16 protein-coding genes are annotated in these 15,235 nt (G+C 71.8%); 5 read left to right on the top strand and 11 right to left on the bottom strand.

The genetic code is table 11. The annotated features are described in order from the left end of the window. Positions 1 to 433: 433 nt before the first annotated feature. Positions 434 to 1,759 (top strand): MATE family efflux transporter, encoded by a 1,326-nt coding sequence (locus SHK17_RS20930; protein ID WP_322920613.1) that lies wholly within the window; start codon positions 434 to 436, stop codon positions 1,757 to 1,759. Positions 1,760 to 1,843: 84 nt separating this feature from the next. Here the strand turns inward: SHK17_RS20930 and rplI are convergent, their stop codons facing one another. The 5 genes from rplI to SHK17_RS20955 all read right to left on the bottom strand — a co-directional run bounded on the left by rplI (position 1,844) and on the right by SHK17_RS20955 (position 4,570). Then, positions 1,844 to 2,290 (bottom strand): 50S ribosomal protein L9, encoded by a 447-nt coding sequence (gene rplI, locus SHK17_RS20935; protein WP_322423639.1) that lies wholly within the window; start codon positions 2,288 to 2,290, stop codon positions 1,844 to 1,846. A 14-nt stretch (positions 2,291 to 2,304) separates the two neighbouring features. Next, entirely contained in the window at positions 2,305 to 2,541 is a 237-nt protein-coding gene (gene rpsR, locus SHK17_RS20940; RefSeq protein ID WP_056603689.1) for a 30S ribosomal protein S18, read from the bottom strand. 80 nt (positions 2,542 to 2,621) lie between these two features. Next, a complete protein-coding gene (locus SHK17_RS20945; RefSeq protein WP_322423640.1) occupies positions 2,622 to 3,224 on the bottom strand; it encodes a single-stranded DNA-binding protein in 603 nt (200 codons plus the stop codon). A 112-nt stretch (positions 3,225 to 3,336) separates the two neighbouring features. Further along, the gene (gene rpsF, locus SHK17_RS20950) at positions 3,337 to 3,627 is read right to left on the bottom strand and encodes a 30S ribosomal protein S6 (RefSeq protein WP_172268216.1); all 291 of its coding nucleotides are present in this window, start codon (positions 3,625 to 3,627) and stop codon (positions 3,337 to 3,339) included. 298 nt (positions 3,628 to 3,925) lie between these two features. Further along, complete coding sequence (locus SHK17_RS20955) at positions 3,926 to 4,570, bottom strand: hypothetical protein (RefSeq protein ID WP_322920614.1); 645 nt, start codon at positions 4,568 to 4,570, stop codon at positions 3,926 to 3,928. Positions 4,571 to 4,735: 165 nt separating this feature from the next. Here SHK17_RS20955 and SHK17_RS20960 point away from each other — a divergent pair, with 165 nt between their 5' ends. Then, positions 4,736 to 5,671 (top strand): serine/threonine-protein kinase, encoded by a 936-nt coding sequence (locus tag SHK17_RS20960; RefSeq protein ID WP_322920615.1) that lies wholly within the window; start codon positions 4,736 to 4,738, stop codon positions 5,669 to 5,671. Next, the gene (locus SHK17_RS20965) at positions 5,668 to 6,477 is read left to right on the top strand and encodes a deoxyribonuclease IV (protein ID WP_322920616.1); all 810 of its coding nucleotides are present in this window, start codon (positions 5,668 to 5,670) and stop codon (positions 6,475 to 6,477) included. Before SHK17_RS20960 ends, SHK17_RS20965 begins: the two co-directional genes overlap by 4 nt. A gap of 34 nt (positions 6,478 to 6,511) precedes the next feature. Here SHK17_RS20965 and SHK17_RS20970 read toward each other — a convergent pair whose 3' ends face one another. The 6 genes from SHK17_RS20970 to SHK17_RS20995 all read right to left on the bottom strand — a co-directional run bounded on the left by SHK17_RS20970 (position 6,512) and on the right by SHK17_RS20995 (position 12,908). Beyond that, on the bottom strand, positions 6,512 to 7,264 hold the full coding sequence (locus SHK17_RS20970) for an SDR family oxidoreductase (RefSeq protein ID WP_322920617.1): 753 nt from the start codon (positions 7,262 to 7,264) through the stop codon (positions 6,512 to 6,514). Continuing rightward, on the bottom strand, positions 7,251 to 8,267 hold the full coding sequence (locus tag SHK17_RS20975) for a LacI family DNA-binding transcriptional regulator (protein ID WP_322423645.1): 1,017 nt from the start codon (positions 8,265 to 8,267) through the stop codon (positions 7,251 to 7,253). Before SHK17_RS20975 ends, SHK17_RS20970 begins: the two co-directional genes overlap by 14 nt. A gap of 5 nt (positions 8,268 to 8,272) precedes the next feature. Then, positions 8,273 to 9,715: a GH1 family beta-glucosidase gene (locus tag SHK17_RS20980; protein WP_322920618.1), complete on the bottom strand. Its 1,443-nt coding sequence runs from the start codon at positions 9,713 to 9,715 to the stop codon at positions 8,273 to 8,275. After that, on the bottom strand, positions 9,712 to 10,542 hold the full coding sequence (locus tag SHK17_RS20985; RefSeq protein WP_172268235.1) for an ABC transporter permease subunit: 831 nt from the start codon (positions 10,540 to 10,542) through the stop codon (positions 9,712 to 9,714). The genes SHK17_RS20980 and SHK17_RS20985 overlap by 4 nt, the downstream gene beginning before the upstream one ends. Beyond that, the gene (locus tag SHK17_RS20990; protein ID WP_172268238.1) at positions 10,539 to 11,525 is read right to left on the bottom strand and encodes a carbohydrate ABC transporter permease; all 987 of its coding nucleotides are present in this window, start codon (positions 11,523 to 11,525) and stop codon (positions 10,539 to 10,541) included. Before SHK17_RS20990 ends, SHK17_RS20985 begins: the two co-directional genes overlap by 4 nt. Positions 11,526 to 11,624: 99 nt before the next feature. Next, positions 11,625 to 12,908 carry an ABC transporter substrate-binding protein gene (locus tag SHK17_RS20995; protein WP_322423647.1) on the bottom strand — a complete coding sequence of 428 codons (1,284 nt, stop codon included), beginning with the start codon at positions 12,906 to 12,908 and terminating at the stop codon, positions 11,625 to 11,627. Positions 12,909 to 13,063: 155 nt separating this feature from the next. Here SHK17_RS20995 and SHK17_RS21000 point away from each other — a divergent pair, with 155 nt between their 5' ends. Continuing rightward, the gene (locus SHK17_RS21000; protein ID WP_322423648.1) at positions 13,064 to 13,972 is read left to right on the top strand and encodes an SMP-30/gluconolactonase/LRE family protein; all 909 of its coding nucleotides are present in this window, start codon (positions 13,064 to 13,066) and stop codon (positions 13,970 to 13,972) included. 119 nt (positions 13,973 to 14,091) lie between these two features. After that, positions 14,092 to 15,228 carry a lipid II:glycine glycyltransferase FemX gene (locus SHK17_RS21005; RefSeq protein ID WP_322423649.1) on the top strand — a complete coding sequence of 379 codons (1,137 nt, stop codon included), beginning with the start codon at positions 14,092 to 14,094 and terminating at the stop codon, positions 15,226 to 15,228. Positions 15,229 to 15,235 lie beyond the last annotated feature (7 nt).

Below are 15,235 nucleotides of genomic sequence, written 5' to 3' on the forward strand. Positions count from 1 at the left end.
ACGTCGGACCCGTCGCGCGCGAGACCAGCTCCCGGATCACTGCCCGCGCGAGACCGTACGTGCTGCCGGGCGACGATGGGAAGCCAGCGGCACCGAGTTATCCACAGGTTCTGTGGACAATGTGCTCCCGCCCGTGGACGACACGCGGCACGACGTGCACTCGCCGTGGACCGACCTGTGGAGAGAGTGCTGACGCCGCTTCGAACTTGGGCGCTGACCTGCGGAAACGCCGCCCACAGGCTGTGGACGAAAATCCCCACCCCGATCGCGTCGTTCATCTGTCCGACATCTGGATGATGCCTGTTGCTTTGTCGACACGGCCTCGTGACGCCCACCACCCGCAGCATCATCCACACGGTGATTCACAGGTAGTCCGAAGGGACTATGTACACCCACGGCCCGCCTCGATAGCCCCGGTTCCTAGGCTGCGGGCGTGAAGGCCGTCGACCGCGAGATCCTCCGCCTGGCCGTGCCGGCCTTCCTCGCCCTGGTCGCCGAGCCGATGTTCCTGCTCTCGGACGCGGCGATCGTCGGCCACCTCGGCACGCCCGAGCTCGCCGGCCTGGGGGTCGCGGCCGTCGTCCTCCAGACGGTCGTCGGCCTGTGCGTCTTCCTCGCCTACGGCACCACCGCCAGCGTCGCGCGCCACCTCGGCGCCGGCGACCTGCGCGCCGCCCTCGCCCAGGGGGTGGACGGGGTGTGGCTGGCCGTGGTCATCGGCACCGTCGCGACGGTCGGTGGCATCGCGCTGACACCCGTCCTCGTCGGTGCCTTCGACACCGGCTCGGAGGTCGCCGGGCACGCCGAGACCTACCTGGCCATCGCCTTCCTCGGGACGACGCCGCTGCTCGTCATGCTGGCGACCACGGGCGTGCTGCGCGGCCTGCAGGACACGCGTACGCCGTTGCTCGTCGCCGTCGTCGGCAACGGCCTCAACATCGCGCTCAACGTCCTGCTCGTCTACGGCCTCGGGCTCGGCATCGCCGGCTCCGCGATCGGCTCGGTGGTCGCGCAGGTGCTGTCGGCCGCGTGGCTGGTCGTGGTCGTGGTGCGCGCGGCTCGCGCACACGACGCGCCGCTCTCGCCCGACCGGGCCGGGATCCTGGCCGCCGCGCACGCCGCCGTCGCGCTCGTCATCCGCACCCTCGCCCTGCGCGCGTGCCTGCTCGTGGGGACGTACGCCGTGACGCGGGTGGGCACGCAGGGCACCGACGTCAACGTCGCCACCCACCAGATCGCGATCACGCTGTGGACCTTCTTGGCGTTCGCCCTCGACGCGATCGCCATCGCGGCGCAGGCCCTCACCGGACGCGCCCTCGGCGGCGGTGACGTCGAGGGCACGCGGCGGCTCACCCGGCGGATGATCCGGTGGGGCTGGGGCAGCGGCGTCGTGGCCGGCGTGGGCCTGGCGGTCGCGTCGCCCTTCCTCGGCGCCCTGTTCACCAGCGACCCGGAGGTGCGCGAGCTCCTCGTGCCGGTGCTCCTCGTCGCCGCCCTCGGCCAGCCGCTGGCCGGTGTGGTGTTCGTGCTCGACGGGGTCCTGATCGGCGCCGGCGACGGCGCCTTCCTCGCGTGGGCCGGGATGGTGGTGCTGGCGGCGTACGCGCCCGCCGCCCTGTGGGCTGCCACCCTGCCCCACGGGCTGGTCGCGGTGTGGGTGGCGATGACGTTCGTCTTCATGGGGGCCCGAGGCGTGCTGCTGTCCTGGCGGGCACGCGGGGACGCCTGGATCGTCACCGGCGCGTCGGTCGGTCGCTAGCCCGGAGATGCCGAACGGCCCGCCACCTCCGAGGAGGGGCGGGCCGCCGGGTGGTGCGGTGCGTCAGGTGGTGCGTGCGTCGAGTCAGGCAGGCACGACGTTGAGGGCCACCGTGGCGGACACCTCGTCGTGCAGCTTGACCGACACCTCGTGGGCGCCGAGCGACTTGATCGGGTTGACCACCACGATGGTGCGGCGGTCGACCGGCTCGCCCGAGATCTCGGTGATCGCGTCGGCGATCTCCGAGGTGGTGACGGCGCCGAACAGGCGGCCGCCCTCGCCGGCGCGGACCTTCACGTTGACCGCGTTGGCCTCGAGCTTGGTCTTGATCTCGCGGGCGTGGCTCTCGTCGCGGGCCGCACGCGAGGCGCGGGCCGTCTTGATCGACTCGATGGTCTTCTCGCCGCCGCGGGTCCAGCGGATGCCGAGGCCACGGGGAACGAGGTAGTTGCGGCCGTAGCCGTCCTTGACCTCGACCACGTCGCCGGGGGCGCCGAGGCCGTCGACCTCCTGGGTCAGGATGAGCTTCATGTTCCGTGCCCCTCTCAGCGACCGGTGGACGTGTAGGGCAGCAGAGCCAGCTCGCGCGCGTTCTTGACGGCGATGGCCACGTCGCGCTGGTGCTGGACGCAGTTGCCGGTCACGCGACGGGCGCGGATCTTGCCACGGTCGGAGATGAACTTGCGGAGGAGCGTGGTGTCCTTGTAGTCGACACCGGTCGCCTTCTCCTTGCAGAACTGGCAAACCTTCTTCTTGGGCTTGCGCAGAATTGCCTTGGCCATTGTGGTGCTCCCTTTCAGTGAGCCCGGCCCTGAAGGCAATCAGGGACGGAATGGTGGTGTGGTGCTGGAAAGTGTCCGGATCAGAAGGGGGGCTCGTCGTTGCCGCCGCTGACCCCGGGCGTGGCCCACGGGTCGTTGGCCGGCGCGGACTGGCCGCCACCCTGGGGCTGGGACTGGCCGCCCCAACCACCGCCGCCGCCACCCTGCGCGGGCGCCGGGCTGGCCCACGGGTCGTCGGCCGGAGCGGACTGGCCGCCACCGCCCGAGTAGCCGCCGCCGCCACCGCCGCCGCCGGAGTAGCCGCCACCGCCGCCGGACCGGGTCGTCTTGGTGACCTTGGCCGATGCGGAACGCAGCGACGGGCCCACCTCCTCAACGTCGATCTCGAAGACGGTGCGCTTCTCGCCCTCGCGGGTCTCGTACTGACGCGACTTGAGGCGACCCTGGACGATCACGCGCATGCCCCGCTGGAGGGACTCGGCGACGTTCTCCGCGGCCTGCCGCCACACAGCGCAGGAGAGGAACAGCGTGTCGCCGTCCTTCCACTCGTTGCTCTGGCGGTCGAAGGTGCGCGGCGTCGACGCGATCCGGAAGTTGGCCACGGGCGCCCCCGAGGGGGTGAACCGCAGCTCCGGGTCGTCGACGAGGTTGCCGATCACGGTGATGGTGGTCTCGCCTGCCATGTCAGGTCTCCTCAGAATGTCCTGCTGGTCCGGGTTGCTCTCGGTGTGCTGCCCATCAAACAGGCAGCGACCGACAGCGGGAAGGGTCTATCCACAGACGCCCCTGCGGGCATCAGTGGGCGTCGGGACGCATGACCTTCGTGCGCAGGATCGACTCGTTCAGCGTGAGCTGGCGGTCGAACTCCTTGACCGTCGCGGGCTCGGCCGTCAGGTTGATCACGGCGTAGATGCCCTCGGCGTTCTTCTGGATCTCGTACGCCATCCGGCGACGACCCCACACGTCGAGCGACTCGATCGAGCCACCGTCCTTGCGGATTACGTTGAGGTACTTGTCGAGCGACGGCTCGATGGTGCGCTCGTCGAGACTCGGGTCGAGGATGACCATCACTTCATAGGCACGCATAGCGGTCTCCACCTCCTCTGGGCTAGAGCGGCCACGGGCTCTCCGTGGCAGGAGGACTGTGCGTTGCGGCCGCGACATCGGTCGCGGCCACGGTGGTGCAGGTCGCCCGAAGGCAACCGGGGAAGACTACCAGCGGCGCGGCGCCCCGCCGGAATCGTCGTACGCCGCCCCGGGCCGGCCCCGCCGGACCCCCTCCGGCGGAGCTTTGCACCCGAGTTGCGTGCTTGCAGGTCGAGATCTCCACCTGTAACCCCGGCGGTCACCGGATATCCGGTGACCGCCGGGGATCTCACGAGGGTCAGTCCGCCGACCGACGCACCGCGGCGAGCGCGGTGCCGACGAGCGTGGCGAGGAGCGCGAGCCAGTAGCCGAAGCCGTGGCCCTGGTCGATCAGGTCGCAGACCGAGGCACCGAAGGCGTCCTCGTCGCAGGACCCGCCGGGGACGACGAACAGCGCGAGGACGGTGCAGAGCGCGGCGACGGCGAACAGGCCCAGGACGAGCGTGCGCACGGGGACCGGCAGCGAGAGGCTGACACCGAGGAGGCGGGCGAGGAGCAGCCCGGCGCCGGCGAGGGCCAGCACCGCGCCGAACCAGCCGAAGAAGCCGTGCCAGGCGGTCGCCGACTCGCTCACGCTGCTGCCGAAGGCGTCGACGGAGACGGTGTAGTAGGGCAGCAGCGAGCCGAGGAACGCGAGCGCCCCGGCGCCGATGATCCCGAGGTCGAGCCGGTCGGCTCCCTTGAGCGTCTCGACGGCCGGGGCGGAGCCGGCCGGGGTGGAGCCGGCCGGCGTGGAGCCGGCCGGGTGCGGCTCGTGCGGCTGGTGCGGCTGGTGCGCGCCGCCGTACGACGGTGAGGCGGGCGCCGCGTCAGGCGTCGCGTCAGGCGTCGGGTCGGGCGTGGGCTCGGGCGTGGGCCCGGCCCCGGGTGTGGTGTCGGACATGGATGTGCTCCCCCGCTGGGGTCCCGTGGTCGGGACCGATCGCGCGAGGGTCCCGCACCCGGACGCACGGCGGCAACACGACCGTTGCGAGAGGTCCAGACCATCGTGGGCCACCGCCTGTGGAGGACGGGCCCGCCGGCCACGGGCGAGGACTAGCGTCGAGCGGTGCCCGCAGTCGCGCCGGTCCGGACCTCCGCCGTGGTGGCGGGGCGCTACGTCCTGCTCGACCAGATCGGCACCGGCGGGATGGGCTCGGTGTGGCGGGCCCGCGACGCGCGCACGGGCTGCCTGGTGGCGGTCAAGGTGCTCGGCCGGCACAGCTCGGCGCTGCTCGCGCGGTTCGTGCGGGAGCAGGCCGTCCGGGTGCGCCACCCCCACGTCGTCGCGCCGCAGGGCTGGGCGGCCGAGGACGACCTCGTCGTGCTGGCGATGGAGCTGGTGGCGGGCGGGTCGGTCGCCGACCTGCTCCGCGAGCACGGGCCGCTCGACGCCGGCACGGCCGCCCTGCTGCTCGAGCAGCTGCTGTCCGGGCTCGCCGCGGTGCACGCGGCCGGGCTGGTGCACCGCGACGTGAAGCCCGCCAACCTGCTGCTGGAGGCGACCGGCGAGGCCGGTCCGCACCTGCGCCTCGGTGACTTCGGTGTCGCCGCCCCGGTGGCGGACCGCCGCTTCACCACGGTGCCCGGCGCGATCGGCACCGACGGCTACATGGCTCCCGAGCAGGCGCGGGGGGCGCCGCCGGAGCCGACGCAGGACCTGTACGCCGTCGGGCGGGTGGCCCTCGAGCTCGTCACCGGCCTGCCGCCGGCCCGGCAGCGCGAGATCCCGTCCCACCCGCTGCGGCCGCTCGTCGAGCGGCTGCTGGTCCGTGACCCCGAGCAGCGCATCGCCACCGCGGACGCGGCGCTGCGCCTCCTGCGGAGGCTCCCGCTGCCGCCGGCCGTCCCGCCACCGGTGCCCGACCGCCTCGGGCCGGCCCCGCGGCAACGGCGTACGGGCGGGTCGGGGGCAGGGGTCGAGTGGGCCGCCTGGCTGGGCGTCGCCGCGCTGTGCGGCGTGGTCGCCGGCTGTCTGTGCCTCCTCCTAGGCTGGGCGCCATGAGCAGCCAGCCGTCAGCCCTCCCGATCGGCGCCCACGTCGAGCAGACCGACCCCGTCGCCGAGGCGCGCGCGCGCGACACCACGCTCGTGCAGTTCTTCCTGGGCGACCCGCAGGGCTTCAAGGGCCCGGAGGTGCGGTTCGAGGGCGGTCCCGCGGCGCTGCGCGCGGCCGCCGAGGAGGCCGGCGTCGACCTCTACGTCCACGCGCCCTACATCGTCAACGTCGCCACGACCAACAACCGGATCCGCATCCCGAGCCGCAAGCTGCTCCAGCAGCACATGGACGCCGCGGCGGAGATCGGCGCCCAGGGCCTCATCGTCCACGGCGGCCACGTCAACAAGACCGACGACCCGGCGGTGGGCTTCGACAACTGGCGCAAGGCGATCGACGCGACCGACATCAAGGTCCCGCTGCTCATCGAGAACACCGCCGGCGGCGACAACGCCATGGCGCGCCACCTCGACCGGATCGCCGGCGTCTGGGACGCCATCTCCGCCGCCGACGGGTCCGACCGCGTCGGGTTCTGCCTCGACACCTGCCACGCCTGGGCCGGCGGCATCGAGCTCGGCGACGCCGTCGAGAAGGTCCGGGCCATCACCGGGCGGATCGACCTGGTCCACGCCAACGACTCGCGCGACGCCTTCGACTCCGGCGCCGACCGGCACGCCAACTTCGGCAGCGGCCACCTCCCCGCCGACGAGTTCGCCGGCGTGGTGCGCGAGGCGGGTGCGCCGGTCATCTGCGAGACGCCCGGCGGCGCCGCCGAGCACCTGGCCGACTTCGCCTGGCTCCGCGACCACCTCTGACCACCTGTGACCGACGGGACAGACGGTCGGCCGGCTAGATGACGTGCCCGCCGTTCACCGTGATGCGCTGACCGGTGATGAACCCGCCGGCGTCCGAGGCCAGGTGGGCCACCATCGCGGCCACGTCGTCGGGCGTGCCCATCCGTCGCAGCGGCACCTCGGCCGCGTAGGCGTCCGTGCTGATGCCGGCGTGGCGCTCGACCGGGATCCACCCGGGCTGGACGAGGTTGACGGTGATGCCGTCCGGGCCCAGCTCCTTGGCCCACACCTTGACGAGCCCGACCTGGGCGTTCTTGGCCGCGACGTACGCCGACATGCGCGGCGCCGCCCGGTCCGCGAGGTCGGACCCGATGAGAATCACCCGCCCGTCGCCGGACGCCCGCATGCTCACGAGCGCCGCCTGCACGAGCAGCGTGGGGCTCTTGACGAAGAACTCCAGCTGGTCGAGGTGGGAGCGCCAGGACAGGTCGTCCACACCGACCTCGGGCTGGGGACCGGTGGCGTTGGCGACGACCGCGGTGACGGGACCGAGGGTGCTGGCGACCCGGTCGAAGAGGCCGGACACCCCGTCCTCGTCGACGACGTCGGCCGCGAACGCCTCCGCGACGCCGCCGGCGTCCCTGATCCGTGCGACGACGGAGTCGGCGCCCTCCCGGCCACGCAGGTAGTTGACCGCGACGGGCCGACCGGAGGCCGCGAGCCGCAGGGCGATCGCCGCGCCGAGCCCCCGTGACGCGCCCGTGACGACCGCGACTCCCGCGGAGCCGCCGCGCTCAGACGGTGTCACGACGCACGAGCTCGGGCACGAAGACGACGTGACGCGGGGCGCCGCGTCCACCCTGGTCGATGGTCTCGGTGAGGAGCCGGACCGCCTCGGTCACCATCTGGCCGATCGGGTTGCGCAGCGTGGTGAGGGGCGGCTGGGTGCGTTCGGCGACGCCGAGGTCGTCGTAGCCGACGATCGCGACGTCGTCCGGGACACGGAGGCCGCGGGCCTCCAGCTCGCGCATCGCACCGAGTGCCATGAGGTCGGAGGCCGCGAAGATCCCGTCGATGTCGCCGTCGGCGTCGAGGAGCTCGGCGCAGGCCGTGGTCCCGCTGTGCTCGGTGAAGTCGCCGTAGGCGACCCGGCTGCTGTCCAGGCCCGCGGCCTCCAGCTCCTGGCGCCAGCCCGCGAGCCGGTCGTGACCGGCGCGCATGTCGCGCGGTCCGGCGATCGCGGCGATCCTGCGCCGGCCGCTCTCCACCAGGACGCGTACGGCCTGGGCCGCCGCGCCGGCGTTGTCGCTGTCGACGACGGAGACCCGGTCGGCGCCGAGCCAGGGCGTGCCGATGAACACGCACGGCAGCCCGAGGTCGGAGAGGTGCTCGGCGAGACGGTCGTCGCGGTGGTGGGACGCGACGATGGCACCGTCGACGTAGCGCCCGCGCAGGTAGAGCAGCATCCGGCTCTCGTCGCCGGGCTGGGCGAGCAGGAGCACGAGCTGCAGGTCGCGCTCGCGCAGCGCGCGCGCCACGGCGTGCAGCATCCGCGCGAAGAACGGGTCGGAGAAGACCCGCTCGTCCGACTCGGGCAGGATCACCGCGACGGAGCCGGTCCGCTGCATGACGAGGGAGCGGGCGGCACCGTTGGGCGTGTAGCCGAGCTCGCGGACGGCGTCGAGGACCGCCGCCTGCGCCTTCGCGCTCACCTTGGACCGGCCGTTGATCGCACGCGACGCCGTCGCCTTGCTGACCCCCGCCAGCCGGGCCACCTCGTCCAGCGTGGACGCGTGCGCCTTGACCACCACCTGGCTCACGCTACTGGCAGGCCGTTCGCCACGGCCACCTCCGCGAACCACCGCGCGCTGTCCTTCGGCGTGCGCACCTGGGTGTCGTAGTCGACGTGGACGATGCCGAAGCGGTGGGCGAAGCCATAGCTCCACTCGAAGTTGTCCATCAACGACCACACGAAGTAGCCGCGCACGTCGACGCCCGCGTCCAGCGCGTCCAGCACTGCGTGAAGGTGCTGCTCGATGAACTGCTGCCGGCCGGTGTCGTGGATGGCACCGTCGACCACCACGTCGTCGGCCATCGCGCCGTTCTCGGTGATGTAGATGGGCGGGGCGCCGTAGGTCTCCTCGAGCCGGACGAGGAGGCGGGTGAGTGCGTCCGGGTCGATCTCCCAGTCCCGGTCGGTGGTCGGCCGGCCCGTCCGTGGGAAGACGAAGCCACCACCGGGGTACGGCGACTCGCGGGGGCGCGAGGAGTGCTGGATCCGGCTCCCGAGGAGCTCGTCCGGCTCGACGTCGTACGGGAGCGCCGCCGGGAGGTCACCGTGGTAGAAGTTCACGCCGAGGAAGTCGGTCGGCGCACTGATCAGCTCGAGGTCGCCGTCGAGGACGAAGTCCTCCCAGCGCCTGCCCTCGAAGAGCATGCCCTCGGTGTCGCGGGAGAGGTCGTCGGCGTACTTGCCGAGGAACAGCGGGTCGAGGAAGACACGGTTGTGGAAGCCGTCGAGGCGCCGGGCCGCATCGACGTCGTCCTCGCGGGTCGGGTCGAAGGGGTCCGCCACCGTCGGGTTGAGGGTGATGCCCACGGCCTTGCCGTTGTCGGGGGTCCCGCCGCGGCTGCGGAACTCCTCGACGAACAGCCCGTGCCCGAGGAGCAGGTGGTGCGCCGCGACGACGCCGGCGACGCCCTCGCGGCGTCCGGGCGCGTGGCCACCGCTGGTGTAGCCCATGAAGGCGGAGCACCAGGGCTCGTTGTGGGTCGTCCAGCTGTCGACCCGGTCGCCGAGCGCGTCGTGCACGGCCATCGCGTAGTCGAGGAAGCGGTGCGCGGTGTCGCGGTTGGTCCAGCCGCCCCGGTCCTCCAGCGCCTGCGGGAGGTCCCAGTGGTAGAGCGTCAGCCAGGGCGTGATCCCGGCCGTCAGCAGCTCGTCGGTGAGCCTGCTGTAGAAGTCGAGCCCCGCCGTGTTGACCGGACCGCCGTCCGGGCGCACCCGCGGCCAGGCGACCGAGAAGCGGTAGGACGCGAGGTTGAGCTCCTTCATCAGCGCGACGTCCTGCGGCATCCGGTCGTAGTGCTCGCACGCGACGTCGCCGGTGTCGCCGTGGAGGATCGCGCCGGGGACCCGGGTGAAGGTGTCCCAGATGGACGGCGTGCGTCCGTCGGCGGCCACGGCGCCCTCGATCTGGTAGGACGCCGCAGCGGCTCCCCAGAGGAAGTCGGTGGGGAACAGTCGTGTCGTCGTCATCCCTTGACGGCTCCTTGCATGATGCCGGCCACGAGCTGGCGGCCGGTCGCGATGAACAGAAGTAGCAGCGGGATCGTCGCGAGCAGGGTGCCTGCCTGGAGCAGCGCGATGTCGGCGATGCCGCCCGCGGGCGCGATCTTGAGCTGGTCGAGCGCGGTCTGGAGCGTCTGGACGTCGGAGCCCTGCAGGATCAGCAGCGGCCACATGAACTCGGTCCAGGTGTGCATGAAGGTGAACAGGGCGAGGATGGCCATCGCCGGGCGGGCCGCGGGCACGGCCACGGTCCAGAAGGTGCGCAGCTGGGTGCAGCCGTCGATCCTCGCGGCCTCGATCAGCTCGTCCGGGATCGCGTCGACGAGGTACTGGCGCATGAAGAAGACGCCGAACGCGGTGACCAGGAAGGGCAGGACCACCGCGGTGCGGGTCCCTGCGAGCCCGAGGTTGCTGAACTCCTTGAGCAACGGCACGAACGCGAGCTGGGTCGGCACCGCCAGGGTGGCGACGACGAACGCCATGGCCAGGTTGGCTCCCCGGAACCGCAGCTTGGCGAGGGAGTAGCCGGCCAGGGTGGAGAAGAACACCACCGACGCCGCCGAGACGCTGGAGATGACCACCGAGTTGCCCAGCGCCGCCCAGAAGTCGATCTGGTCGAAGACGCGCCGCGCGTTGTCGAGGAAGTGGCCGCCCGGGTAGAGCGGCGGCGGGCTCTGGATGGCGCGCTCCTTGGTCACCGAGCCGATGACGAACGACCAGTAGAGGGGGAAGGCCGAGCCCACCACGAAGGCGGAGAGCAGGCCGTAGACCAGGAACCCGGGACGCCGGCTCACCGCTCGGCCCTCCTCTGCAGGTGACGGGTGACGAGGAACTGGAGCAGCGCGATGCCGATGATGAGCAGCACGATCAGCCACGTGGCCGCGGCGGCCCGCGGGTAGGGGTCGGTGCCGCTGTTGGAGGTGTTGAACACGTACATCGTCAGCGTCTGGTACTGGTAGTTCGCGCCGCCCTGGAACTGCAGGTTCGTGTCGAAGAGCCGGGGCTCGGTGAAGATCTGCATCCCGCCGATGGTCGCGGTGACGATGACGAAGAACATCGTCGGCCGGATCGACGGCAGCGTGACGTGGAGGAACTGCCGCACGCGGCTGGCGCCGTCGAGTGCCGCCGCCTCGTAGAGCTGGCGCGGGACCGCCTGCATCGCGGCCAGGATGATGAGCGTGTTGTAGCCGGTCCAGCGGTAGTTGACCATCGTGGCGATCGCGGTCCAGCTCGCGAACCGGTCGGAGTGCCAGCTGACGCCGGGCAGGCCGACCGCGCGGATGATCTCGTTGACCAGGCCGGACTTGTCGGCGAAGAGGCTGCCGAAGATCAGCGCGGTCGCTGCCGGCGCGACGACGAACGGCAGCAGGACGCTCATCCGCCACCAGGTCCGTCCCCGCAGCGGCGTGTCCAGCATCCCGGCGATGACCGTGGCGATCAGGACCTGCGGCACCGAGGAGAGCAGGAAGATGCCGATGGTGTTCCAGAAGGCCTTGTGGAAGACCGGGTCCGTGAGCACGTGGGCGTAGTTGGCGAAGCCGACGCCCGGACCGTGGTCGGCCCCGTAGCGAGGCCAGGAGAAGAAGGAGAGATAGCCCGAGTAGGCCATCGGGTAGACCCCGACGAGCAGGAACGCCAGGAAGAAGGGCAGGAAGTAGAGGTATGGCGAGAAGCGGAAGTCCCACTGGGAGAGCTTCTGGCGCCACGTCAGCCGCGGCGTCGGCGGACCGGTCTGCTGCGCCGGCTCGCCGGTCCTGAGGGCCTCGATGGTCGTCATCGGGCTGCCTTTCTCGGAGGTGGGGCACGGTGCCCCCGGGCCGGGGAGGTCGTGGAGGACCTCCCCGGCGGGAGCGTCCGTGCTGGACGGGGTCATCGGTCAGGACAGGCTCTCGACGGCCTGCTCGAACGTCGCCCATGACTCGTCCGGCGAGATGCCCTCGTCGACGCGCTGGATCGCGGTGAGGAAGAGGCCGAGGATGTCGGAGTACTTGTCACCCTTGTAGGGGTGGCCGGGCTCGACCGCGGCGGCGCGGTTGGCGAGGATCTTGGCGGTGGGGGCGTCGTTGAAGTAGGGGTCGGTGATGTTCTCCTCGGCGAGCGCCTCCTGCGCCCCGACGTTGGCCGGGTAGTTGCCGGCCGCCTCGAAGGCGGCGAGCTGCTGCTCGGTGTCGGTCAACCAGTTGGCGAGCTCCTTGGCCTCCTCCTGGTGCTCGGACTGCATCGGCACGGCGAGGTAGGACCCGCCCCAGTTGCCGCCGCCGCCGGGGAAGGCGTCGACGAAGTCCCAGCCCTCGACGTCCGGGGCGGCCGACTTCACGTTGGAGAACATCCAGCCCGGGCAGGGGATCGTGGCGAAGCCGTCGTTGGCGAACCCGGCCTCCCAGTCGTCCTCCCACTGCACGACGCGGGGGGAGAGCGTGTCGACCTTGCTGGTGACGGTCTCCCACACGTTCTGGAGCTCGGGGTTGTTCACCTCGACTGTGTTGTCCTCGGTCTGGAAGGGGAACTGCGTCTGGTTCAGCATGGCCTGGGCGATCGCCCCGCTGGAGTCGAACCACTTGGTCTCGGGCAGCTCCTCGGTGAGCTGCTCCCCGGCGGCGAAGTAGCTGTCCCAGCTCTCGAAGACCGCCTTGACCTCCTCGCGGTCGCTCGGGAGCCCGGCCTTCTCGAAGAGGTCGGCGCGGTAGCAGAAGCCCTCGGGGCCCGCGTCGGTCGGGTAGGCGACCTGCTTGCCGTCGGCGGTCTGGGCGTTCTCGTAGGCGTACTCCACCCAGCGGTCGTCGAGCGAGGGGTCGGTGAGGTCGGCGAACTGCTCGGACGCGCCGTCGGTGAGGAACTGCGGCATCGCGTCGCCCTCGATCGCGACCACGTCGGTCAGGCCGTCGCCGGCCTGCAGGGCCTGCGTCATCGTCTGCTTCCACGGGTCCCAGTCGGCGATCTTGGTCATCTTCACCGAGAACGGGCGGTCGGGGTCGGCGTTCCACTGCTCGATCAGCGCGTCGTAGCCGAAGTCGCTGAACGTCGTGATGGTGAGGACGTCGTCCTTGCCGAGCGAGGCCTGGCTCGCCTCGGAGTCGCCGCCGCAGGCGGCCATGGTGCCGGCGACGAGTGCCAGGGCGACACCGACAGCGGCCTTTCGTGGAGTGGTGGAGTGGCGCATGGTCTGGTGCTCCTCGCGGTCGAGCCGGTGGTGGAATCGATTCCACCGCTGTTGCCGGGAAACTATGACGGCCATCACACCAGCCGTCAAGGGGCCCGCTCCGAACGGCTCGTACGCCTGCGTCCGCCCGGTGGAATCGATTCCATTCGAGCGGTGTGCCGACTACGATCGCCGCACCCCCACACCACCGCTCGACCGTCCACGTTCCGGAGGAAGCCATCCGAGCCGAGCAGCTGACCGACGTCGTCACCCACCACGGGGAGGGCATCGGCTGGGACCCCGCCCTCTCGCGCCTCCGCCTCGTCGACGTCTTCGCTGGCGACCTCCTCACCATCGACGGCGGGCTCCTCGAGTCGCGCCTCCACGTGGGCGACGTCGTGGGCGCGTGGCGTCCCCGCGTCGACGGGGGCGTCGTGGTCGCGGCGGACGACAGGTTCCTCCTGCTCGACCCCGCGGGCGGGGTCGAGTGGACCTCGCCCTCGCTGTTCGGGCCGGGTCGCCGCATGAATGACGGAGGGTGCGACCGGCAGGGGCGGTTCTACTGCGGCTCGATGGGCGTGGACGCGCTGCCCGGACAGGGCACCCTGTGGCGGCTCGACCCGGACCGCACGGTCACGCCGGCCCTGACCGACCTCACGATCCCCAACGGACTCGTCTGGTCCGTGGACGGGCGCCGCGCGTACCACGTGGACACCCCACGGGGCTCGGTCGACGTGCTGGAGCACGACGGCAGCACCGGGGCCCTGGGGCGCAGGACACCGGTGGCGCGCGTGTCCGGGGGCGACCCCGACGGCATGGCGCAGGATGCGGACGGCGGTCTCTGGGTCGCCCTGTGGGGCGGCTCCGCCGTGCACCGCTACTCCCTCGACGGCACGCTCACCGCGGTCGTCGAGGTGGACGCGGCCCAGGTGTCCTCCTGCGCGTTCGGCGGCCCGGGCGACACCCACCTCTACATCACCACGTCCAGGCAGGGCCTCGGCGACGCCGAGGACCCCGCGGCGGGTGCGGTCTTCTGCGTCGACGTGGACGTCGAGGGAGCGCCGGTCGCGGCATTCGCCGCGTGAGGCACCCCGTCCGAGAAAGTTGCGGGGAGACGCAACCCTTCGTGGCCGTCCGGCGTCTGTACTGACGAGGGGACCAGACACGTACGGGGGTCGTGTCTGGTCCCTTGTAACGTGTCGGGGTGACGACCTCCCTGACGCTGCGCCCCGTCTCCGCGCAGGAGCACCGCGACTTCATCGCTCGCCGGTCGTCCGCCAGCTTCCTGCAGACGCCCGGCTGGGCGCGCGTGAAGGCCGAGTGGCGCGCCGAGTCCATCGGCTGGTTCCGCGACGGTGCGCTCGTCGGCGCAGGTCTCGTCCTCTACCGCCAGCTGCCGAAGGTGCGGCGCTACCTCGCCTACCTGCCCGAGGGCCCGGTGATCGACTGGGCCGGCGACGACCTCGAGGCGTGGCTGGCGCCGATGGTCGCCCACCTCAAGGCGCAGGGCGCCTTCGCCGTGCGGATGGGCCCCCCGGTCGTGACGCGCCGCTGGTCGGCCGAGCAGGTCAAGGCGGGGATCGCCGACGAGTCCGTGCGCCGCCTCGGCGACGTACCTCCCCTCGAGCGCTCGCAGGACGGTGCCCGCGTCATCGCCCAGCTGCACGAGCTCGGCTGGCAGCAGCAGTCCGCAGAGGGCGGCTTCTCCGCCGGGCAGCCCCAGTTCAACTTCCAGATCCCCCTGGTCGACGCCGACGGCCTGCCCCGCACGGAGGCTGACGTCCTGGCCGGGATGAACCAGCTGTGGCGGCGCAACATCAAGAAGGCCGACAAGAGCGGCGTCGAGGTGGCCCTCGGGGAGCGCGCCGACCTCAAGGCGTTCCACGACCTCTACGTCCACACCGCCGAGCGCGACCACTTCACGCCGCGACCGCTGTCCTACTTCGAGACGATGTACGACGCCCTCCTCGCCGAGGACCCGGACCGGATCCAGGTCTGGCTGGCCCGCCACGAGGGCGACCTGGTGGCGGCCACCATCGCCATCCGCGTCGGCACGCACGCGTGGTACTCCTACGGCGCCTCGTCCACCGAGAAGCGCGAGGTGCGCGGCTCCAACGCCGTGCAGTGGGCGATGATCCGCCACGCGCTGGCAGCCGGTGCGCACGTCTACGACCTGCGCGGCATCACCGAGACCCTCGACGCCCACGACCCGCACGTGGGCCTGATCCAGTTCAAGGTCGGCACCGGCGGCGAGGCGGTCGAGCACGCCGGCGAGTGGGACCTCCCGGTCAACCGCGCGATCTACAAGGCGTTCCAGGTCTACCTGGCGCGCAGGGGGTGACGCGCCG

It is taken from the genome of Nocardioides renjunii, from assembly GCF_034661175.1.
Lineage (GTDB): Bacteria > Actinomycetota > Actinomycetes > Propionibacteriales > Nocardioidaceae > Nocardioides > Nocardioides renjunii.

Excerpts from the sequence above, each read along its gene's own strand:
- rplI (WP_322423639.1), bottom strand. The coding sequence starts at position 2,290 with ATGAAGCTCATCCTGACCCAGGAGGTCGACGGCCTCGGCGCCCCCGGC.
- rpsR (WP_056603689.1), bottom strand. The coding sequence starts at position 2,541 with ATGGCCAAGGCAATTCTGCGCAAGCCCAAGAAGAAGGTTTGCCAGTTC.
- SHK17_RS20945 (WP_322423640.1), bottom strand. The coding sequence starts at position 3,224 with ATGGCAGGCGAGACCACCATCACCGTGATCGGCAACCTCGTCGACGAC.
- rpsF (WP_172268216.1), bottom strand. The coding sequence starts at position 3,627 with ATGCGTGCCTATGAAGTGATGGTCATCCTCGACCCGAGTCTCGACGAG.
- SHK17_RS20955 (WP_322920614.1), bottom strand. The coding sequence starts at position 4,570 with ATGTCCGACACCACACCCGGGGCCGGGCCCACGCCCGAGCCCACGCCC.
- SHK17_RS20965 (WP_322920616.1), top strand. The coding sequence starts at position 5,668 with ATGAGCAGCCAGCCGTCAGCCCTCCCGATCGGCGCCCACGTCGAGCAG.
- SHK17_RS20980 (WP_322920618.1), bottom strand. The coding sequence starts at position 9,715 with ATGACGACGACACGACTGTTCCCCACCGACTTCCTCTGGGGAGCCGCT.
- SHK17_RS20990 (WP_172268238.1), bottom strand. The coding sequence starts at position 11,525 with ATGACGACCATCGAGGCCCTCAGGACCGGCGAGCCGGCGCAGCAGACC.
- SHK17_RS20995 (WP_322423647.1), bottom strand. The coding sequence starts at position 12,908 with ATGCGCCACTCCACCACTCCACGAAAGGCCGCTGTCGGTGTCGCCCTG.